Below are 20,421 nucleotides of genomic sequence, written 5' to 3' on the forward strand. Positions count from 1 at the left end.
CCGGCCGCGTCCGGGTCCGGACCCTGACCCTGCCCGACACCTACCAGGACCACAATTCCCCCGACGCCATGTACCGCGAGGCCGGCCTCGACGCCGACTCCATCGCCGGAACCGTGCGCGACACCCTCCCCGAGCGGAAGGCCGGATCGAGCCGCCTTCGCCTCGCCTGACCGGCCCGTCCCCTTTCGCCTCGCACGGCCGGCGCGTGCGAGGCGGCCGGGGTGTGACCCGGCTGCGCTTGTCCGGCCTCCGTTTCGATGACAAAAGCGCGGGCCCGACGGGTCCGGTCCCGCCGGATTCGCCGCGCCTTCCAGCTTCCTGAACCCGCGAGAGAAATGCCACAGGCGACCCCCACCGGCCCCTTCGATGCCGGCCCGGTTCTCATCACCGGTGCGAGCGGTTTCCTGGGCGCCGCCCTCGTCGACGTGTTCCGCGACGCCGGATTCCGGGTCCGGATCATGGTGCGGGCGACCTCGCCGCGCACCAACCTGACCTGGACCGACGTCGAGGTGGTCGAGGGCGACATGCGCGACCGCGCGGCCGTGGCGGCGGCCCTCGCGGGGCAGCGCTACCTCGTCCACGCGGCCGCCGATTACCGCCTGTGGGCACCGGACCCGGAGGAGATCGTCGCGACCAATCGCGACGGCGCCGTGATCCTCATGGAAGAGGCCCTGCGTGCCGGGATCAAGCGAATCGTCTATACGTCGAGCGTCGCCACCATCAAGCCGCACGACGACGGCACCCCCGCCGACGAGACCCGGCCCCTCACCCCCGGCACCGCCATCGGCGCGTACAAGCGCAGCAAGGTCGTGTCCGAGCGCGTGGTCGAGGAGATGGCGGCCCGCAACGGCCTGCCCGTGGTCATCGTCAACCCGTCGACGCCCATCGGCCCCCGCGACGTGAAGCCGACGCCCACCGGACGTATCATCCTGGAGGCGGCCCTGGGGCGGATGCCCGCCTTCGTCGATACCGGCCTCAACCTCGCCCACGTGGACGACGTCGCCTACGGCCACCTGCTGGCCCTGCGGAAGGGCCGCGTCGGCGAACGCTACATCCTCGGCGGCGAGAACGTGCTGCTGTCCCAGATGCTCGCCGACATCGCCGGCATGGTCGGCCGCAAGGCGCCGACGGTGAACCTGCCGCGCGCCGTGGTCTATCCGATCGCGTTCTTCTCCGAACAGGTCGCCCGCTTCACCGGCAAGGCGCCGTTCGCCACCATCGACGGCATCCGCATGTCGCGCTACCGCATGTTCTTCACCGACGCCAAGGCGCGGGCCGAGCTCGGCTACACCGCCCGCCCCTACCGGGAGGGCCTGTCCGACGCCATCGCGTGGTTCCGCCAGGAGGGCCGCCTCAAGTGAGCGCCACCCTGCAGACCGCCACGGAGGCCCGCTCCGGCAAGGGCCACAAGGACGAGAACTTCCCCGTCGCTTCGCACCTGATCCACCCGAAAAACCGGGGTGCGATCCTGGCGTTCTACGATTTCGTCCGGGCCGGCGACGATGTCGCCGACCACACCACGCTTCCATCCGAGCGCAAGATCGAGTTGCTGGATGCGCTGGCGGACGCGCTCACCGGCAAGGGCCCGTCCGACCCCGAGGCCGAGCCGCTCAAGCGCGAGCTCGCGGCGCGCGGCCTGCCCGCCACCCACGCCCTCGAACTGCTGGACGCCTTCCGCCTCGACGCCGTAAAAACCCGCTACGCCGATTGGGACGAGCTCATCGCCTATTGCCGGCTCTCGGCCATGCCGGTGGGCCGCTACGTCCTCGACGTGCACGGCGAGGACCCGCGGGTGGTCTGGGGCCCGTCCGACGCCATCTGCGCGGCGCTCCAGATCATCAACCACCTGCAGGATTGCGGGAAGGATTTTGTTCGGAATGACCGGGTCTATCTCCCGCAAGAAACGCTGGAGAAGCACGGGGCGTCCGTGGTCGATCTGTCCGCCGCCAGGGCCTCGCCGGCGCTCCGTGCCGTGATCCGGGAGCTCGCCCACCGCACCATGGGCCTCCTCGACGAGGGGGCGGTGCTGCCCGACCTCATCGCGGATCTACGCCTCAGCCTCGAGATCGCGGCGATCCACCGCCTCGCGGTCGTGCTCTGTCGCGGCCTGATGGAGCGCGATCCGCTCTCGGAAAAGGTCCATCACGGCAAGGCGGCCTTCGCCCTGACGGCGCTGGGCGGCATCATGACGACCCTCGCCCGGCGTCCCCTGCGGGGCCGGACCCTGCGCCGCCATGCCCTCGGAGCGCACCCATGAGCGCCACCGCCACGCCCATGCCCGAGACGTCGCCCGTCGAGGCCCTGCCGGCGAAATCCTCGTCGTTCTACACGGCCATGCGGCTGCTGCCGAAGGACCGCCGCGAGGCCATGTACGCCGTCTACGCGTTCTGCCGCGCCGTCGACGACGTCGCCGACGACGGCGGTCCCGCCGAGATCCGCCGGGCCGAACTCCAGCGCTGGGGCGCCGACATCGACGCCCTCTACGCCGGCCGGCCCGTGCCCCGGGTACAGGACCTCGTGGTGCCGGTCCGGCGCTACGGCCTCCTGCGCGCGGACTTCCACGCGGTCATCGACGGCATGGCCATGGATGCGTTCGAGGACATCGTCGCCCCCGACGAAGCCACCCTCGACCTCTACTGCGACCGGGTCGCCAGCGCCGTCGGCCGCCTGTCCGTGCGCATCTTCGGGGTTCCCGAGGCCGAGGGCATCGCGCTCGCCCATCACGAGGGCCGCGCGCTCCAGCTCACCAACATCCTGCGCGACATCGACGAGGATGCCGAGCGCGGCCGCCTCTACCTCCCCCGCGAAAAACTTCTCGCCATCGGTCTCACCGACTCGACCCCGCAGGCGGCCATCGACCATCCCCGCATCGGCGAAGTCTGTGTCGCCCTCGCGGAAGAGGCGAAGGAGCATTATCGCCAGACCTGGGCGATCATCGCCCGCTGCCCGCGCAAGGTGACGAAGGCGCCCCGTCTCATGGCGGCGGCCTACCGGCTCTACCTCGACGCCGTGCTGGCGCGCGGCTGGGCCAGGCCCCGCGCCCGGGTGAAACCGGGCAAGGCCGCCCTCATCGCCGTCGCGTTGAAGCACGGGATCGTCTGATGGCCGGTACCGTCCACGTCGTCGGCGCCGGGCTCGCCGGGCTCTCGGCCGCCGTCTCCCTGGTGGAGGCCGGCCGGCGCGTGATCGTGCACGAGGCGGCCAAGCAGGCGGGGGGGCGCTGCCGCTCGTACTACGACCCGACCCTCGGGCTGACCATCGACAACGGCAATCACCTGCTCCTGTCGGGCAACACCTCGGCACTGGGCTTCATGAAGACCATCGGCGCCCCGGCCGACGCCCTGTCCGGCCCGGCGGAGGCCGAGTTCCCCTTCGCCGACCTGAAGACCGGCGAGCGCTGGACCCTGCGCCCCAATGCCGGACGGATTCCGTGGTGGGTGCTGCAGGCCTCGCGCCGGGTGCCGGGCACCAAGGCGTCCGACTACCTCGCGCCCCTCAAAATTCTCAAGGCCGCCGCCGGCAAGGCGCCGGGCCAGGGCGGCACCATCGGCGAGGCCATGGCCTGCGAGGGCCTGCTCTACGACCGCCTGTGGCACCCGGTCCTCATCGCGGCCCTCAACACCGAGCCGAAGGAGAGCGACGTCGGCCTCGCCGCGACGATCCTGCGCGAGACCCTCGGGGCCGGCGGCGCGGCGAGCCGTCCCCTCGTGGCCGTGGCCGGACTCTCGGCGGCCTTCGTCGATCCGGCCGTGACCTATCTGACACAGCGCGGCGCGGAACTGCGGTTCGGCCACCGCCTGCGCAGTCTGAGTTTCGGCGCGGACGACGTGACCGAACTCGTCTTCGGCGACGAAACCGTCACCCTCGGGGCGGACGATTCCCTCGTCCTCGCCCTGCCGCCCTGGGTGGCGGCGGACCTGATTCCGGGGCTGGCCGCGCCGCAGGCCTATCGCTCCATCGTCAATGCGCATTTCGCTGTGGTTCCGCCGGCGAACGCCCCGTTGCTGCTCGGCGTGGTGAATGGACTGACGGAGTGGCTGTTCGCCTATCCCGATCGTCTGTCGGTGACCATCAGCGGCGCGGATCGGCTCCTCGACGTGCCGCGGGAAGACTTGGGACGACAGATCTGGGCCGAAGTCTCGACTTTGTGCGGACTTGCGCCTGAACTGCCAAGCTGGCAGATCGTCAAGGAGAAGCGGGCGACCTTCGCGGCGACGCCCGCCGAGGCCGCGCGCCGTCCGGGCGCCGAGACGGCCCACCGCAATTGCGTCCTGGCAGGCGATTGGACCGCGACCGGCCTGCCATCGACGATCGAGGGCGCGATCCGGTCGGGAACGACCGCCGCGCACGCACTCGCACGCCCCACGGGCGGGTGCGCACGGACACGCGCGCGCGGCGCGGCCTGAGGTATGGCGGCGGCTCTGACGGCCGGTGAGGCGAGGACGATGCGAGAGGCATTCAAGAAGGTCGAGGCGCTGCAGCGCCCCAAGACGCAGGAGATCTCCATCGAGGACGTGGAGCGCGGCATCACGCGCGCGACCCAGGCCCTCACGGCCCTCTCCCACGCCGACGGGCACCTGTGCTTCGAACTCGAGGCCGACGCGACGATCCCGTCCGAATACATCATGTTCCACCAGTTCCGCGCGACGGAGATCGCCCCGGGCCTGGAGGCCAAGATCGGCAACTACCTGCGCCGGACCCAGGGCAAGCACGGCGGCTGGTCCCTGGTCCATGACGGGCCGTTCGACATGAGCGCCAGCGTGAAGGCCTACTACGCCCTCAAGTTCGTCGGCGATTCCGTCGAGGCGCCGCACATGCGCCGGGCCCGCGAAGCGATCCTGTCGCGCGGGGGCGCCGCCAATTCCAACGTCTTCACCCGGTTCCTGCTGGCGCTGTTCGGTCAGGTGCCGTGGCGCGCCGTTCCGGTGATGCCCGTGGAGATCATGCACCTGCCGAAGTGGTTTCCGTTCCACCTCGACAAGGTCTCCTACTGGGCGCGCTGCGTGATCGTGCCCCTACTGGTGCTCCAGGCCAAGAAGCCCCTCGCCAAGAACCCGCGCGGCCTCGGCGTGGCCGAACTGTTCGTGACCCCGCCCGAGCATGTCCGGCACTGGCCCGGCAGCCCGCACGCGACTTGGCCGTGGACCCCGATCTTCGGTGCCATCGACCGGGTTCTGCAGGCGACGCAGGAGCACTTTCCGAAGAAGCGCCGCCAGCGGGCCGTCGACAAGGCCGAGGCCTGGGTCAGCGAGCGCCTCAACGGCGAGGATGGCCTGGGCGCCATCTTCCCGGCCATGGTCAACACCGTGCTCATGTACGACGTGCTCGGCTACGCGGCAGACCACCCGCAGGTGATGATCGCCTGCGAGGCCATCGAGAAGCTCGTGGTGGTCAAGGAGCACGAGGCCTACGTCCAGCCTTGCCTCTCTCCGGTCTGGGACACGGCGCTGGCCGGCCACGCCCTGCTGGAGGCCGGAGGTCCGGAGGCGGAGCATCAGGCCCGGCGCGGCCTCGACTGGCTCAAGCCCCTGCAGGTCCTCGACATCAAGGGCGACTGGGCGGCGGGCCGACCCAACGTGCGTCCCGGCGGCTGGGCGTTCCAGTACGCCAACCCGCACTTCCCCGACCTCGACGACACCGCCGTGGTGGTGATGGCCATGGACCGCGCCACCCGCCAGCACGGGCTGGTGGCCGACGTGCCCGATTACGCCAACGCGATCAGTCGCGCCCGCGAATGGGTCGAGGGCCTGCAGTCGAGCGATGGCGGCTGGGCGGCGTTCGACGCCGACAACAACCACCATTACCTCAACCACATCCCGTTCTCCGACCACGGCGCACTGCTCGATCCGCCCACCGCCGACGTGACGGCGCGCGTCGTCTCGATGCTGGCCCAGCTCGGCGAGACCCGCGACAGCTCGAAGGCCCTCGATCGCGGCGTGACCTACCTCCTCGCCGACCAGGAGGAGGACGGCTCGTGGTACGGCCGCTGGGGCATGAACTTCATCTACGGCACCTGGTCGGTGCTGTGCGCGCTGAACGCCGCGAACGTCGATCCGGCGAGCCCTGAGATCCGCAGGGCGGTCGCCTGGCTCATCCGCATCCAGAACCCGGATGGCGGCTGGGGCGAGGACGCCTCGTCCTACAAGATCGACCCGGCCTTCGAGCCCGGCTACTCCACCGCGTCGCAGACGGCGTGGGCGCTGCTGGCCCTCATGGCGGCGGGCGAGGCCGACGATCCGGCCGTGGTGCGCGGCATCAACTACCTGACGCGGACGCAGGGGGCCGACGGCTTCTGGTCCGAGGAGCGCTACACCGCCACCGGCTTCCCGCGGGTGTTCTACCTGCGGTACCACGGCTACCCGAAGTTCTTCCCGCTCTGGGCCATGGCGCGGTTCCGCAACCTGAAGCAGTCCAACACCCGGACCGTCGCGTTCGGGATGTAGGGGCGTTCTCGATCCTTCCCCGCCGGGGAGGATCGGCTTGTTCTGGAGTCGCGATGCGCCCCGTCCTCGCCGTCACCGGCCTCGCCAAGGAAGCGCGCCTCGCCGCCGGGCCGGGGGTCGTCGCCATCGGGGCCGGCGGCAACCCGCAGCGTCTGCGCGCGCTCCTCGAAGCCCGGACGCCGCCGGATTGCCGTGCCGTGGTGAGCATCGGCATCGCCGGGGGGCTCGCGCCGGACCTCGTCCCAGGGGATGTGGTCGTCGCCACCGAGATCGTGGCCCGGGACCGGAGTTATCCGGTCGACGGGGCCGTCGCCGATGCGCTCATGGGCCGGCTCGCGGGTTTCGTCTCCGTCCGCCGTGCCGCCGTCGCCGGCGTCGAAACGGCGATCCTCGCTGTCGCCGACAAGGCCGATCTCCACGCGCGCACGGGTGCCGTCGCCGTCGATATGGAATCCCAGGTCGCCGCCGCTTTCGCGGCCCGGCACGGCCTGCCCTTCGCGGCGATCCGCGTGGTGTGCGATCCGGCCGTCCGAGCGATTCCCGCCTTCGCCGCCCAGGCCCTGAAACCCAACGGCGAGCCCGACATCGTCGCGGTCCTGACGGCGATCCTGCGCGATCCGCGCCAGATCGGCACCCTCGTGCACCTCGCCCGCGATTCCGGTCGGGCCTTCGCGGCCCTGAAGCGCTGCCGCCCCCTGCTCGGTGCGAGCCTCGGCGTACCGTAGGACGAAGGCGTCGAACAACGAAAAGCCCCGCGACACCTGCGTGTCGCGGGGCTTTTCGTTGGGATCGCTCGGCGCCTGACTTTGCGGGCGCCGTAGCGGCTCAAGCGGCCGTGCGGTTGCGGGCTTCGCGCTTGGTGTCGACGCCGGAGGCTTTGATCTCGGACAGCTTCTGGGCGACGTTGCGGGAGAACACGAACTCGGCCGGGCGCTGCTTGTCGAGGTTGATCTCGGGCGCCATCTTGCCCTCGGTCCTGATGCCACGGATGGCATGGATCAGCGGCTTCCACGGCTTCGTAGCCGAATCGACCACCGAGGAGGCCTCGTAGCCCGAATGGACCATGCAGTCGGCGCACTTCTCGTAATTGCCGGTGCCGTAGGAATCCCAGTCGGTCTCTTCCATCAGCTCCTTGAAGGTGGCGGCGTAGCCCTCACCCAGGAGGTAGCAGGGCTTCTGCCAGCCGAACACCGTCCGGGTCGGGTTGCCCCAGGGCGTGCAGTGATAGGTCTGGTTCCCGGCGAGGAAGTCGAGGAACAGGCCGGACTGCTGGAACGCCCACTTCTGGCGGCCCTTCTCTTTGCCGTGGCGGAACACGCCGCGGAACAGGTCCTTCGTCGCCTTGCGGTTGAGGAAGTGCTGCTGGTCGGGCGCGCGCTCGTAGGCGTAGCCCGGCGAGACCGTGATGCCGTCGATGCCCATCTTCGTCACGCTGTCGAAGAAGTCGGCGATCTTGTCGGCGGAGGAATTGTTGAAGAACGTGCAGTTGATGGTGACGCGGAAGCCCATCTCCTTCGCCTTGGCGATGGCGGCCACGGCCTTGTCGTAGACGCCGCGCTGGCACACGGAGCCGTCGTGCATCTCCTTGTCGCCGTCGAGATGGATCGACCAGGTGAAGTACGGGCTCGGCTTGTACTCCTTAATCTTCTTCTCGAGCAGAAGCGCGTTCGTGCACACGATCGCGAACTTCTTCTGCGCGATGATGCCCTCGACGATCTGCGGCAGATCCTTGTGCAGGAGCGGCTCGCCGCCGGCGATCACCACCATGGGTGCGCCGCACTCGCGCACGGATTCCAGGGCGTCGGCCACGGGGAGACGCTTGTTGAGAATCTCGTCCGGGTAATCGATCTTGCCGCAACCGGCGCAGGCGAGATTGCAGCGGAACAGCGGCTCCATCATCATCACGAGCGGGTAGCGCTTGCGACCGGTGAGGTGCTGTTTCAGGATGTAGCCGCCAATCTTCGCGACGTACCGGAGGGGAATACCCAAGACGTGGCTCCTTGTTGCTGGCCCCGATGTATCGGGCTGCTTAGCGTGAAAAAAAGCGGAATTCCAGCGACCTAGGTTGGAACCAATCTGAAACGGCGCAAAACCCGCCGGGGTCGCGTGCCTTTCCAGGACCCTGGGATAATCCCGCCACAGGCCCGGACGTTGGGCGGGTCTCTCGCGTCGGTTCCTGGGTCGGTTTCTGGAAAGAACGTGGCTCGCTGGAGGCAGCCGGGCGATTCTCGATGAAACGCCTGTTGCACTGCGATCGCTGGAGAGAAGACCCGCGATCATGAGTTTTGTGAGGCGACCCGTTGGAGGACGCCGGTGATTTTTTCCTAGCCACCCGGCGCGTGCCGCCGCCCGGCACGGATCGCAACCGCACGCGGGTGCGAAAGCGCACGGGGGTACGATGCGGAGGGAGAGAGAATCCCCGTGCGTTGCATTCCGGACGCTGGACCCTTACTGAGCCAAGCAAGAAGATCGGATTGCCGTGCCCGTCCGTTTGCTCGCGCAGACGGGGCGACCGGAATTCGCCGCCAGGGGCTTCGCACTCGTGGATCGTGCCGACAGGTGAAAACCGTCCGTTGGAAACCACGCGATCCGCACGTGCCGGCCCAAGGGTCGGCGGCTTCTGACAGAGCCGGGCTCGGCCCGATCGCATCGCACAAGCAGGCAGGATACCCGTGATCGAACGGCTCGTCGCGTTTTCCGTCCAGCGTCGCTGGCTGGTCATAGCCCTGGTTGCCCTCGTCACCGTCGCGAGCGCCGGCCTGGCCGCCCACCTGTTCCGCATCAACACCGACGTGGAACGGCTGATCGACAAGGACGTGCCCTGGCGGCAGGACGAGATCGCCTACGAGAAAGCCTTCCCGCAGCGGACCGGCACCCTCGTGGCGGTCATCGACGGGAAGACGCCCGAGCAGGCCGAGGAGGCCGCGGCCAACCTCGCCAAGGCCCTGGCCAACCGTAAGGATACGATCGAATCCGTCTACCGCCCGGATGGCGGCCCGTTCTACGAGAAGAACGGCTTCCTGCTGATGTCGCAGGAAGAGCTGACGAAGACCACCGAGCAGCTCGTGCAGCAGCAGGGGCTGCTTGGCCCCTTGGCGGCCGACCCGTCCCTGCGCGGCATTATGCGGGTGCTCAGTCTCGGTGCGAAGGGCGTCAAGAGCGGCGACGCCAAGATCGAGGATCTCGATCGGCCCATGGGCCAGATCGACGAGACCCTGCGCACGGTGCTCGCCGGCGAGCCGGCCCGGCTGTCGTGGCAGACACTGCTCTCCAACGGCAAGCTGCAGGGCACCGATCTGCGCAAGTTCGTGATGATCCAGCCGGTGCTGGACTACAACGCCCTCCAGCCCGGCGCGACGGCGACGGCGGTGGTGCGCAAGATCGCCGCCGACCTCAAGATCAACAACGGCGAGTACAATGTCGGTGGTGGCGCCCGCATGCGCCTGACCGGTCCCGTGGCCGTGGCCGACGACGAGTTCGCGACCCTCGCGGAGGATGCGTTCCTCAATTACAGCGTCACCACGGGCGCCATCGTGCTGTTCGTGTGGCTCGCCCTGCGCTCCGCTTCGCTGGTCGGCGCCGTGCTCATCACCACCTTCGCCGGCCTCATCGTCACGGCGGCCCTCGGCCTGCTGATGGTGGGCGAGTTGAACCCCATTTCCGTCGCCTTCGCGGCCCTGTTCGTCGGGCTCGGCATCGATTTCGGCATCCAGTTCGCCGTGCGCTACCGGGCCGACCGGTTCGAGCAGCCCGACCTGCCCTCGGCGCTCCGCGCCGCCGCGCGCGGCGTCGGCTGGTCCCTGACGCTGGCCGCCATCTCGCTCATCGCCGGCTTCTTCGCCTTCCTGCCCACGGCCTTCCGCGGCGTGTCCGAACTCGGCCTCATCGCCGGCGTCGGCATGATCGTCGCCTACCTGTTCTCGCTCACCCTGCTGCCGGCCCTCATCGCCGTGTTCAAGCCGAAGACGGAAGCGAAGGCCGTCGAGACCACCTGGATGGCGGGGGTCGATCACTGGATCATCGAGCACCGCAAGGCCGTGCTCATCGGCGTCGGCCTCGTCACGGTGGCGGGCATCCCGCTCCTGTTCAAGCTGCCGTTCGATTCCAACCCGATGCACCTGCGCAGCCCCAAGGTGGAATCGATCTCCACCTATCTCGACCTGATCAAGGACCCGGAGACGAGCCCGAACCTCATCGACGTCCTCGCCCCCTCCCCCGAGGCGGTTCCAGACCTCGCCGCCAAGCTGCGCAAGCTGCCCTCCGTGGCCAAGGTGATCGATATCGACACCTTCGTGCCCCGCGATCAGGATCAGAAGCTCGCCATCATCGCCGACACGGCGCAGCTCCTCGGCCCGGCGCTCAACCCCGGCCGCAAGCCGCCGCCGCCCACGGATGCGGACAACGTGAAGGCGATCAAGGACACGGCTGCCGCCCTGCGGACGCTGACCGGCGCCCGCGCGGCCGAGGCCCTCGCGGGGAGCCTCGACAAGCTCGCCACCGCCCCGGTGGCGACGCGGGAGGCCGCCAGCGTCGCCCTGACGACGGACCTCAAGACCCTGCTCACCCGCCTCGCCGGACTCCTCAATCCGCAGAAGATCACCCTGGACAACCTGCCGCCGAAGCTGAAGGCGGAGTGGGTCACGGCGGACGGGCGCTCGCGCATCGAGGTCCATCCGAGCGGCGACGCCAACGACAACGTCGTCCTGCGCCGGTTCGCCAAGGAGGTGCAGACCGTGGCACCCCACGCCACGGGCGCGCCGGTGGCCACCACGTCGTCGAGCTACACCATCCTCGGCGCCTTCGTGCAGGCGGCACTGACCGCCCTGGTGCTCATCTTCATCATCCTGTCGGTGGCCCTGCGCAAACCCTGGGACGTGGCGATGACGCTCGGCCCCCTGGTGCTCGCCACCCTGTGGACCCTCATGGCGCTCCACGTGGTCGGCATGCCGCTGAACTTCGCCAACATCATCGCCATGCCGCTGATGCTCGCCGTCGGCGTGGCGTTCCACATCTACTACGTCATCGCGTGGCGGGCGGGCGTCGCCGACATGCTGGCCTCCAGCCTCACCCGGGCGATCTTCTTCTCGGCGCTGACCACCGGCACGGCCTTCGGCTCCCTGGTGCTGTCGAGCCATCCGGGCACGGCCAGCATGGGCAAGCTGCTGGCCCTGTCGCTGTTCTTCACCCTCGTGGCGGCGTTCTTCGTGGTCCCGGCCTTCCTCGGCCCACCGCCGAAGCAGCCCGACCCGAAGCGCCCCGAAGGCGACGCCGCCGTACCGCCGGACCTTCAGACCAGGCGTCCGGCCGAGGCGGTATCGGCGAAATAGGCCGGGCGTCCTTCGAGAATGGCGAGCGGGCGCGGGTGGATCCCGCGCCCGTTCTGCGTTTGGGGGGGATCGCAATGTTCCGGACTGGACGCTTGTCAGCGGCATGCTAGAATTTACGCCATGACGACGATCTTGTTGGAGGAGGCCGGCCCGATGTTTGCCGACCTCGCCAAGCGCGTAGAGAACGGCGAAACCATCGTGGTGGCTCGCGATGGCAAGCCCGTTCTCGACCTCGTGCCTCATCGACCCGATGAGACGCAGCGGTGCACGGGTATCGACTGGGACGCCGCTTATGCCTATCTGCGAGCGAATGGGCTCGATGATCCGTTCCCTTTCGTCGCCGATGATTTCGATGATCCCCTGCCGGAGGATTTCCTACTACGGCCGTTGCCCTGATCCGTGCGTCTCCTTCTCGACACGCACGTCCTGATCGCGTTTTCAAAGGGACAGCTGGAGCGTACCTATCCGGTGATCGCCACCGGCCTTGCTCTGACCGAACACGACGTCGCTTTGAGTGCGGTGAGCCTCTGGGAAATTGCGATCAAGGCTCGGCTGGGTAAGCTCGATGCAGGAATCCCGCCCGCGAACCTTGCGGTATTTTTCGAAGCCGCAGGCCTCACCATCCTGCCGATCACGCATCACCACGTGGTGGCCGAGGTGTCGCCGGAACCCGTGACTCGCGATCCCTTCGACCGCCTTCTGCTGGCACAATACCGGATCGAGCAACGCTTCCTCGTCACCGTGGATCACGCCCTGCGCGATCACCCCCTCGCCGCCCGCTTTCCATAAGGCGGCCTATTACGACGCAAAATCCGAGAACCCGCCGCGGATCGCGCCCGATCCCGCCAGGGCGGCGCGGGTGGCCGGCGCGATCAGGGCATCGCGCTCCGCCGCGTAGGCGTAGCCCGGGGCCTCGCCGGGGAAACCGCCGCCGGTGCCGGGGTGGGTGTAGAGTTCCGTGAAACCGTCCGGCAGATGGGCCAGGAGGCCGGCCACGCGGTCCGGCGTCATGGCGCCGGACCAGGCGAGCCCCAGGGTCCGGTCGGGGATCAGGAGCCCGGCCTGACGCGCGCGCACGGCCAGCAGGGCGGCCCAGGGTGCGCTGTCGCGGGCCGGCTTCGGGTGGGTCCCCGGTTCGGCGGCGCGCAGCACCGCCCGGGGCTCGCGCGGCACGCGGATCGCCCGCATGCCGTAGCGGCGGCCGATGGCCAGCACCGCACCGGCGATGAGGGGGTGGACGTGGAAGTGCTTGTGGGCGTTGACGTGGTCCAGGGGCAGTCCGGTGGCGCGATAGGCCTCGAACTGGGCCGTGATCTCCGCCACGAGCTGGCGCCGGGCCGCCGGTTTCAGGGCGAGGTCGAGGCCGAGCTTGCCCATATCGCCGCGGATGAGGCCGTCCGGCCCGACGAGGTCGGGCAGGTCGGCGGGCGGCAGGGTCGGCCATGCCTCGACCAGGACGAGGTGCAGCCCGACCCGGAGCGACGGCAGGCGCCGGGCGCGGGCCACGGCGTCGGCTGCGGCAGGCGCGCCGACCATCAGGCTCGCGGCCGTGAGGATGCCCTCGCGATGGGCCTGCTCGACGGCCTCGTTGACCGCCAGACTCAGACCGAAATCGTCGGCCGTCACGACGAGACGCTTCACGAAAAGCTCCTGAGGAATGGGTGTCGAGAGGGCAAGCCCTCTCGCGGGTCGAGGGCGGACCCCCGAACGAAAACGGCCGGGCTGTGAGGCCCGGCCGCGATTGTCGGAGGGATGAGGCTCAGGCCGCCTTGGCGGTGCCCTGGCGCTCCTTGAGGAAGCGGTAGAACTCCACGCCCTCTCGCAGGCGGCGCTTCATCATGTCGGGCGAGCGCACCATCTCGGAGACGATGGAGGCGATCTTCGGGGCGCGGAAGTAGAACTTCCGGTAGAATTCCTCCACCGCCGCGAAGATCTCGGAATGCGACAGGTGGGGATAATGCAGCGGCGCGATCTGCACGCCGTTCTCGTCGACGAGCTCGGCGTTGGCGATGTCGAGCCAGCCGTTCTCGACCGCCTGCTTGTACAGGAAGGTGCCCGGGTAGGGGGCGGCCAGGGACGCCTGGATCGTGTGCGGGTTGATGCGCTTGGCGAACGCGATGGTCTCCTGGATCGTCTCACGGGTCTCGCCGGGCAAGCCGACGATGAAGGTGCCGTGGATGGCGATGCCGAGGTCGTGGCAATCCTTGGTGAACTTCTCGGCGACCTCGACGCGCATGCCCTTCTTGATGTTGTTCAGGATCTGCTGGTTGCCGGACTCGTAGCCGACCAGCAGCAGGCGCAGGCCGTTCTCCTTCAGAACCTTCAGGGTCTCGCGCGGCACGTTGGCCTTGGCGTTGCACGACCAGGTGACACCGAGCTTGCCCAGCTCGCGCGCGATTTCCTCGGCGCGCGGCAGGTTGTCGGTGAAGGTGTCGTCGTCGAAGAAGAACTCCTTCGTCTGCGGGAACTCCTTCAGGCAGTACTTGATCTCCTCGATCACGTGCGCGACCGAGCGGGTGCGGTAGGTGTGACCGCCGACGGTCTGCGGCCAGAGGCAGAAGGTGCAGCGGCTCTTGCAGCCGCGGCCCGAATAGAACGAGATGTAGGGGTGCTTCAGGTACCCGATGAAGTACTTCTCCATCTGGAGGTCGCGCTTGTACACGCTCGTGACGAACGGCAGCTGATCCATGTCCGTCATGATCTCGCGATCGACGTTGTGGATCACGACACCGTTGGCATCCCGGTAGGACAGGCCCTTGATCTCCGACATCGGCGTGCCGTCGGCGACTTCCTTGACGGTGAAGTCGAACTCGTTGCGGGCGCAGAAATCGATGCACGGGGCCTGGGCCATGGCACCGGCGGCGTCGACGGCGACCTTGGCGCCGATGAGGCCGGCGATGAGCTTCGGATTGGCGGCCTTCAACGCCTCGACGGTCTTCACGTCGGACTTGAACGACGGCACCGAGGTATGGAGCACCACGAGATCGAAGTCGTTGGCCTGGGCCACGATCTCGGCGAGCTTGATGTTGTGCGGGGGCGCATCGATGAGCTTCGAGTTCGGCACCAGGGCGGCCGGCTGGGCGAGCCAGGTCGGGTACCAGAACGACTTGATCTCGCGCTTGGCCTGGTAGCGGGAGCCGGCGCCGCCGTCGAAGCCGTCGAAGGTGGGGGCCTGCAGGAAGAGGGTGCGCATGGGGTTCAAGGCCTCAGCGAGAAGGAAACGGGACGGGCGGGAAGCTAGAAGCGAAGCTCAGAGCGAGGATGCACCAGCATCGTGGCCGAGACTTCGCTCGGGGATCAGTGTGCCATCCGCAACCACCCGATAATCGTGGCCCTTCCATGTCACCGCACCCGAGACGAAGCTCCAGGAGAAGTTCATGAACGAGAGGATGTCGCGAATCGGCAACAGCCAATACGGATGGGGCGCCAGCCCGAAGGCCCGCTCCAGGCGCACGCACAGGACGATGCGGCAGGCGAGCGCCAGGGCCGCCACGGCCAGGGCGTGGATGCCGGCGCCCGGAATCAGCGCGCCCATGAGGGCGAGGGGGAAGGCGTGGGTGACGATGGAGCCGGCGTAGCCCGCCGGATCGACGTTGCGGATGGTGCGGTTCCAGCGCAGCTCGTGGCTCCATAGGCCGGCCAGATCGGTGTCGACGCAGGTATGGCCGATGGTGAAGGTCGGGATCGCGACGATTCCCCCGCCGGCGCGCAGGGCTTCGCCGATGGCGTAGTCGTCGGCGAGGTCATCCCGGAACGCCTCGAAGCCGCCGATCTCGGTCAGCGCCTTCGCCGTGAACGCGATGGTGGAGCCGAAGCAGGGCTTGGCGAGGCCGAGGGAGGTTCCCATCACCACGTTGGGCAGGAACTGCACGTCGATGGCCAGCGCCGAGAGATGGGCCCAGATGCTCCGGTGCGCCGGCACGCCGTGATAGAGGCAGGTGACGCCGTTGATGCCGGGCTGGCTCAGCTCGGCGACGATGCGGGCGAGGTAATCCGGCTTCACCACCATGTCGCTGTCGGCGAGCACCACCACCGCGTGGGCGATGGAACCGGACATGTTGATGAGGTTCGAGACCTTGCGGTTGGAGCCGTGCTGGCGCGCATCGACGACGAGGTCGAGGCGAAGGGCCGGATAGGCCTCGGCAAGACGGCGCACGACCGCGATCGCCGGGTCGGCGGCGTTCTGCACGCCGAACACCACCTGGACGGGGGCGGCATAGGCCTGCTGGCAGAAAGTCTCGAGGTTCTCGTAGAGGTTCGGCTCCATGCCGCAGAGCGGCTTGAGGATGGTCACCGAGGGCGGCGTGCCCTTGAGGACGGGCACGGTGCGTCGGGCGAAGCGGCCGGCCAGGGCCGCGGCGGCCAGACCGTAGACGCAGCCGGCCAGCGCGAGCAGCAGCAGGAGGTGCGAGAGCCAGATCAGGTCCATGGGGGCATCGCTCGGTCACGGGGCTCGTGAGAGTGCCGCGAGGAGAGCGGCGCGAAGGTCGGTACGTCGGTGGTGAAGCCGGCTGTGACCGGACTCTAAGGCGCCGGTTTGGCGGCGAGCATGACGGCGGTGCGTTCGCGCAGGAATTTCAGCAACTCGTCGGCGCCGCCCGCCTTGAGGGGGTCCGCGAAGCTGCCGCGCAGGGCAGCGACCTCGCTGACGTTGCCGTTGAGGTAGATGTCCTGGATGCGGTTGCCCGGGCCGACGAGGTAGTCGACCTGAGAAGAATCGCCGTCGGCGTTGGCGGCCTCGCTCTGAACCAGCCGGTTGGCGCCGCGCGCCTCGCTCTCGGGATTCACCGTGAACGTGCCGCCAGCGGCCTGCCGGAGGCGGGTGGCGTAGGTCGCGATGAAGTACTGGCCGAAGGCCTCCGTGAGGGCGCCCTGCTGCTCGGGGGAGAATCCCTTCCACGTCGGACCGACGGCGACGCGCGCCATGGCGGGGAAGTCGATGGTCTCGGTCAGCGTCGCGCCGATGGCGGCGGCGCGGGTCCGGACGTCGCCGGGGCCACCCTTCAGGGCGGTCTCGAAGCTGGTGTAGAGGGTGCGGACGACGCCCACCGCCGGATCGTCGGCGGCCCGCGCGGCCAGGGGCGCCGTCAGGGGCGCCGCCAGCAGGCCTGCGACGAGGCCCGCACGGAGGATGGGGATCAGGCGCACTTCTTCAGGTCCCCCAGCTCACCCTCGACGGTCCGCAGGAGCGTGGTGCCGCGGTCGGCGGTGTAGGGCATCACCACGGGAGCGGGGTGCGGCGCGGTCTGACGGGGCGTCACCGCGTCCCCGCTCTCCGGCGCCGGCCCGCCCTTGCCTTCCAGGGCGTGCCAGGCGAGCAGCCCGGGGACGCCGACGAGGAGGTCGGCCAGCCGCTTGACGAGGGAGAGGGCGAGGGCCGCCTCGGCCGGGATGCCGAAGATGGCACAGAGTGCGATGAGGCCGCCTTCCTGGGCGCCGAGGGCACCGGGCACGGCGAAGGCCGCGCCGCGCACCGCCTGCGCCAGGCTCTCGATGACGAGGGCCTCGAGGAAGCTCACGGGATAACCCATGAAGTGCAGGCAGACATAGACCTCGATGGTGCCGATGAGCCAGCCGACGAGGTGGATGCCGATGCCGCCGGCGACCCGGCCGTGATGGCCGTAGAGTCGCTTCAGGGCGTCGTAGAGCACGTCGATGGCGCCGAGCGCGCGCCACTCGCGGGAGCCGGCGAAGCGGCTGACCAGGGACTGGATCACCTTGTGGCCGCTGCGGCGCTGGATGAGGTAGAAGGCGGCGAGCGCCGGCGCAGCGACGGCGAGCCCGCCCGCCACGGTGCGGACGATGGGGCCGTCCCCGGCGAGCCAGGCGAGCAGTACGACGCCGGCCACGGTGAACAGGAACTGGGTGACCGCCTGGGTCATCAGATCGACGAACATGCTGGCTCCGGCGACGCCGCCGGAGACGCCGCGCTTGGTCAGGAGCCGGGCGGCGACGAAGTCGCCCCCGACCTGGGCCACGGGCAGCAGGGTGTTGATGCCCTCGCGCACGAACCGGAGCGTGACGCAGTCGCGGAAGGACGGGCGCTCGAAGCGCGGGAAGATCACGAACCAGCCCAGGCCCGCCCAGGCCACGGCCACGGCGCGCGCGACCACGACGACGAGGGCGCCCCATCCGGCGCTGACTACGGCAGCGGCCACGTCTTCGAGACCCGAGGACAGGAACAGGCCAACGACCGTGCAAAGACCGGCGATCAGGGCCAATGTCGTCAAACGCTTCATGGTCCCCTTTCGGACGTCGGTTCGGCTGATCTCTGCTGAAATCCCGCCGTGTTTCCGGGTCAGAAGACCGCCGGAAGCGATGAACGTCATCGGAAGTTGCAGCTTTGGGAAGCGTTGTCTATCACCCGATAGACACAGTGCGGGCCAAAGCGGGACAGGGGCGAAGCCCCAAAAAAGCAGCCGCAGGACGCGCGACAGGGGTACGATCATGGACCGCGAATCACACATCACGGCGGGTGAAGCCGTCGATCAGGACGGGCGTGGCGACCGCACGGCGTCGGCCGGTTTCGGCGCTCCCGGAACGCCCAAGCCGCACTCGCCGGTGATGGCCTGGAACGAGTGGGACCCCCTGGAGGAGGTCATCGTCGGAAGTCTCGACGGTGCGACCATTCCGACACACCACCTGACGGTGATCTTCAACCTGCCGCGTGCGGCCCAGCCGTTCTACCGCTTCGCGTCCGGCTTCCGGTATCCGAAGTTCATGAAGAAGCTCGCCCAGCAGGAACTGGACAACTTCATCTCGATCCTCGCCGGCGAGGGCGTGAAGATCCGCCGGCCCGACAGCATCGACTTCTCGAAGAAGTTCCGGGCGCCGCAATGGTCCTCGCGCGGCTTCTGCGTCGCATGCCCGCGCGACCCGTACCTCGTCATCGGCGACGAGATCATCGAGAGCCCCATGTGCTGGCGGTCGCGCTACTTCGAGGGCGACGCCTACCGGTCGCTCTTCAAGGAGTACTTTCGTGCGGGTGCGCGCTGGACGTCCGCGCCGCGTCCGCAGCTCACCGACGAGCTTTACAACTACGATTACCGGGTGCCGAACCTGAAGGCCGGCGAGCCGATGCAGTTCACGGTGAACGAGTTCGAGCCGGTGTTCGACGCGGCCGATTTCGTCCGCTGCGGCCGCGACCTGTTCGTGACCCGCTCCAACGTCACCAACCTCATGGGCATCGAGTGGCTGCGCCGCCACCTCGGCCCGGGCTTCCGCATCCACGAGATCGAAAGCCGCTGCCCGCAGCCGATGCACATCGATTCGTCGTTCATGCCGCTGGCCCCCGGCAAGGTGCTGGTGAACCCGGACTACATCGACGTCGAGAAGCTGCCGGCCGTGCTCAAGAAGTGGGACGTGCTCATCGCCCCGCGCCCCGACCCCGTCGAGGGCTTCATGAGCAAGATCTCCATGTGCTCGCCCTGGACCTCGATCAACGTGCTCGCCATCGACGAGAAGAAGATCGTCGTCGACCAGAGCCAGCCGACCCTGATCAAGGCCCTCAAGGATTGGGGCTTCGACCCGATCCCGGCGCCGTTCCTGTCCTACGGACCGTTCGGCGGCTCGTTCCACTGCGCCACCCTCGACGTGCGCCGCCGTGGCACCCTGAAGTCCTACTTCTAGGATTCTTTTACGTCGAGGATGATCGACAGATGCGGAAGCGCGCCGACGGTGCGCTCCCGCCGCAGGGTTCGCGCCCGCCCCGTAATCGCCTCAGGCGATCCGCCCGCGCACGGTCCGCCGCCAGACCGTCGCCGCCGCCGCCAGGGCGAGACCGTATTGCAGCATTCCGTTCTCGGCGAGATCGGCGGGCGCCGCGTACCACTGCAGGGCCAGACGCGTGCCGGCGTTGAGCAGCATCAGCCCAAGGCAGAAGATCAAACTGGCGACGAGGGTGGCGACGAAATCGGGCATGGCGATTCATCCGGTGAACCCGGATGCTATGTCGCAAGGCCTGCGCCAGGATTTTTCGGCGCCAGGATTTTCGGCGCAATGAGGACGGGCGATCAGGCCGCCGGCGGTTTCGTCGCCCGCATGGATGGCCGTGAGCCGAAAGCCTCGAACCAGACCGCAAGGGTCGGGCTCCGCCGGCGCCAGGCCAGGTCGGGCAAGCGCAGGTCGAGGTAGCCGAGCGCGCAGGCGACCGTAATGGTCCCGATATCGACCCGGTCGGCGAGGGCGTCTGCACCGGCCTCGAAGGCATCGAGGGCACTTTCGATCTTGGCGGTCTGTCCGGTGATCCAGGCGGCCGAGCGCTCGCCCTCGGCGCGCACGGTGAGTTCGTAGCGGATGAGAAGCGCGGCATCGAGGATGCCGTCGGCCGTCGATTGATCGTTGAGCGCCATCCAGCGGGCCGGGCCGGGGCGCGGAAACACCGCCCCGCCGCCGACGGTGTCGAGGTATTCGCAGATCACCCGGCTGTCGGCCAGTACCCGTCCGTCATCGGTGATCAGGGTCGGCACCTGGGCCAGGGGATGGACCGCCAGGATATTGGCGTCGCGCTGGGTCGGGTGGGCGGCACTGGAGAGGAGTTCCAGGCGCCCGGCGATCCCGACCTCGTGGGCGACGACCATGACCTTGCGCACGAACGGCGAGACACCGGAGTGGAACAGCTTCATCAAGGGGCGAGATCCGGTTCGGGCACG

18 protein-coding genes are annotated in these 20,421 nt (G+C 68.7%); 10 read left to right on the forward strand and 8 right to left on the reverse strand.

The features are described 5' to 3' along the window. Window positions 1–335: 335 nt before the first annotated feature. The 6 genes from hpnA to FV218_RS09070 are packed head-to-tail and all read left to right on the forward strand — an operon-like array spanning window position 336 to window position 7,168. A complete protein-coding gene (hpnA, locus tag FV218_RS09045) occupies window positions 336–1,361 on the forward strand; it encodes a hopanoid-associated sugar epimerase (RefSeq protein WP_147709476.1) in 1,026 nt (341 codons plus the stop codon). Further along, window positions 1,358–2,257, forward strand: coding sequence for a squalene synthase HpnC (hpnC, locus tag FV218_RS09050; protein ID WP_147709477.1), 900 nt, complete (start codon window positions 1,358–1,360; stop codon window positions 2,255–2,257). Before hpnA ends, hpnC begins: the two co-directional genes overlap by 4 nt. Then, window positions 2,254–3,102, forward strand: coding sequence for a presqualene diphosphate synthase HpnD (hpnD, locus tag FV218_RS09055; protein WP_147709478.1), 849 nt, complete (start codon window positions 2,254–2,256; stop codon window positions 3,100–3,102). The genes hpnC and hpnD overlap by 4 nt, the downstream gene beginning before the upstream one ends. After that, window positions 3,102–4,406, forward strand: coding sequence for a hydroxysqualene dehydroxylase HpnE (gene hpnE, locus FV218_RS09060; protein WP_147709479.1), 1,305 nt, complete (start codon window positions 3,102–3,104; stop codon window positions 4,404–4,406). The genes hpnD and hpnE overlap by 1 nt, the downstream gene beginning before the upstream one ends. Window positions 4,407–4,445: 39 nt before the next feature. Further along, window positions 4,446–6,443: a squalene--hopene cyclase gene (shc, locus tag FV218_RS09065; protein ID WP_147709480.1), complete on the forward strand. Its 1,998-nt coding sequence runs from the start codon at window positions 4,446–4,448 to the stop codon at window positions 6,441–6,443. Between the two features lie 53 nt (window positions 6,444–6,496). Then, the gene (locus FV218_RS09070) at window positions 6,497–7,168 is read left to right on the forward strand and encodes a phosphorylase (RefSeq protein WP_147709481.1); all 672 of its coding nucleotides are present in this window, start codon (window positions 6,497–6,499) and stop codon (window positions 7,166–7,168) included. Window positions 7,169–7,268: 100 nt separating this feature from the next. Here the strand turns inward: FV218_RS09070 and hpnH are convergent, their stop codons facing one another. Beyond that, entirely contained in the window at window positions 7,269–8,432 is a 1,164-nt protein-coding gene (gene hpnH, locus FV218_RS09075; protein WP_056094307.1) for an adenosyl-hopene transferase HpnH, read from the reverse strand. 683 nt (window positions 8,433–9,115) lie between these two features. On the opposite strand from hpnH, the gene FV218_RS09080 reads away from it, so the two are divergent. From FV218_RS09080 to FV218_RS09090, 3 genes are all read left to right on the forward strand, one after another. Then, entirely contained in the window at window positions 9,116–11,770 is a 2,655-nt protein-coding gene (locus tag FV218_RS09080) for an MMPL family transporter (RefSeq protein WP_147709482.1), read from the forward strand. 120 nt (window positions 11,771–11,890) lie between these two features. Continuing rightward, complete coding sequence (locus FV218_RS09085; RefSeq protein WP_147709483.1) at window positions 11,891–12,166, forward strand: prevent-host-death protein; 276 nt, start codon at window positions 11,891–11,893, stop codon at window positions 12,164–12,166. A gap of 3 nt (window positions 12,167–12,169) precedes the next feature. Beyond that, entirely contained in the window at window positions 12,170–12,559 is a 390-nt protein-coding gene (locus FV218_RS09090) for a type II toxin-antitoxin system VapC family toxin (protein ID WP_147709484.1), read from the forward strand. Window positions 12,560–12,568: 9 nt separating this feature from the next. On the opposite strand, the gene hpnK is transcribed toward FV218_RS09090, so the two are convergent. The 5 genes from hpnK to FV218_RS09115 form a co-directional block, all read right to left on the reverse strand. Beyond that, complete coding sequence (hpnK, locus tag FV218_RS09095) at window positions 12,569–13,411, reverse strand: hopanoid biosynthesis-associated protein HpnK (RefSeq protein WP_147709485.1); 843 nt, start codon at window positions 13,409–13,411, stop codon at window positions 12,569–12,571. A gap of 118 nt (window positions 13,412–13,529) precedes the next feature. After that, window positions 13,530–14,963, reverse strand: coding sequence for a hopanoid biosynthesis associated radical SAM protein HpnJ (gene hpnJ, locus FV218_RS09100; RefSeq protein ID WP_056094321.1), 1,434 nt, complete (start codon window positions 14,961–14,963; stop codon window positions 13,530–13,532). A 57-nt stretch (window positions 14,964–15,020) separates the two neighbouring features. Beyond that, window positions 15,021–16,199 (reverse strand): bacteriohopanetetrol glucosamine biosynthesis glycosyltransferase HpnI, encoded by a 1,179-nt coding sequence (gene hpnI / locus FV218_RS09105; RefSeq protein ID WP_147709486.1) that lies wholly within the window; start codon window positions 16,197–16,199, stop codon window positions 15,021–15,023. Between the two features lie 95 nt (window positions 16,200–16,294). Beyond that, window positions 16,295–16,876 (reverse strand): ABC transporter substrate-binding protein, encoded by a 582-nt coding sequence (locus FV218_RS09110; protein WP_246685048.1) that lies wholly within the window; start codon window positions 16,874–16,876, stop codon window positions 16,295–16,297. Window positions 16,877–16,908: 32 nt separating this feature from the next. Continuing rightward, entirely contained in the window at window positions 16,909–18,009 is a 1,101-nt protein-coding gene (locus FV218_RS09115; protein ID WP_147709488.1) for a flippase-like domain-containing protein, read from the reverse strand. A gap of 208 nt (window positions 18,010–18,217) precedes the next feature. Between FV218_RS09115 and FV218_RS09120 the strand changes: the two genes are divergently transcribed. Next, entirely contained in the window at window positions 18,218–19,399 is a 1,182-nt protein-coding gene (locus FV218_RS09120) for a hypothetical protein (protein WP_056094330.1), read from the forward strand. A 90-nt stretch (window positions 19,400–19,489) separates the two neighbouring features. On the opposite strand, the gene FV218_RS09125 is transcribed toward FV218_RS09120, so the two are convergent. Then, complete coding sequence (locus FV218_RS09125) at window positions 19,490–19,690, reverse strand: hypothetical protein (RefSeq protein ID WP_147709489.1); 201 nt, start codon at window positions 19,688–19,690, stop codon at window positions 19,490–19,492. 92 nt (window positions 19,691–19,782) lie between these two features. Continuing rightward, complete coding sequence (locus tag FV218_RS09130; protein ID WP_147709490.1) at window positions 19,783–20,394, reverse strand: glutathione S-transferase; 612 nt, start codon at window positions 20,392–20,394, stop codon at window positions 19,783–19,785. Between the last annotated feature and the right edge of the window lie 27 nt (window positions 20,395–20,421).

It is taken from the genome of Methylobacterium sp. WL69, assembly GCF_008039485.1.
In the GTDB taxonomy this organism is placed as follows: domain Bacteria; phylum Pseudomonadota; class Alphaproteobacteria; order Rhizobiales; family Beijerinckiaceae; genus Methylobacterium.

Excerpts from the sequence above, each read along its gene's own strand:
- hpnA (WP_147709476.1), top strand. The coding sequence starts at position 336 with ATGCCACAGGCGACCCCCACCGGCCCCTTCGATGCCGGCCCGGTTCTC.
- hpnD (WP_147709478.1), top strand. The coding sequence starts at position 2,254 with ATGAGCGCCACCGCCACGCCCATGCCCGAGACGTCGCCCGTCGAGGCC.
- hpnE (WP_147709479.1), top strand. The coding sequence starts at position 3,102 with ATGGCCGGTACCGTCCACGTCGTCGGCGCCGGGCTCGCCGGGCTCTCG.
- shc (WP_147709480.1), top strand. The coding sequence starts at position 4,446 with ATGCGAGAGGCATTCAAGAAGGTCGAGGCGCTGCAGCGCCCCAAGACG.
- FV218_RS09070 (WP_147709481.1), top strand. The coding sequence starts at position 6,497 with ATGCGCCCCGTCCTCGCCGTCACCGGCCTCGCCAAGGAAGCGCGCCTC.
- FV218_RS09085 (WP_147709483.1), top strand. The coding sequence starts at position 11,891 with ATGACGACGATCTTGTTGGAGGAGGCCGGCCCGATGTTTGCCGACCTC.
- hpnJ (WP_056094321.1), bottom strand. The coding sequence starts at position 14,963 with ATGCGCACCCTCTTCCTGCAGGCCCCCACCTTCGACGGCTTCGACGGC.
- hpnI (WP_147709486.1), bottom strand. The coding sequence starts at position 16,199 with ATGGACCTGATCTGGCTCTCGCACCTCCTGCTGCTGCTCGCGCTGGCC.
- FV218_RS09115 (WP_147709488.1), bottom strand. The coding sequence starts at position 18,009 with ATGAAGCGTTTGACGACATTGGCCCTGATCGCCGGTCTTTGCACGGTC.
- FV218_RS09120 (WP_056094330.1), top strand. The coding sequence starts at position 18,218 with ATGGACCGCGAATCACACATCACGGCGGGTGAAGCCGTCGATCAGGAC.
- FV218_RS09125 (WP_147709489.1), bottom strand. The coding sequence starts at position 19,690 with ATGCCCGATTTCGTCGCCACCCTCGTCGCCAGTTTGATCTTCTGCCTT.
- FV218_RS09130 (WP_147709490.1), bottom strand. The coding sequence starts at position 20,394 with ATGAAGCTGTTCCACTCCGGTGTCTCGCCGTTCGTGCGCAAGGTCATG.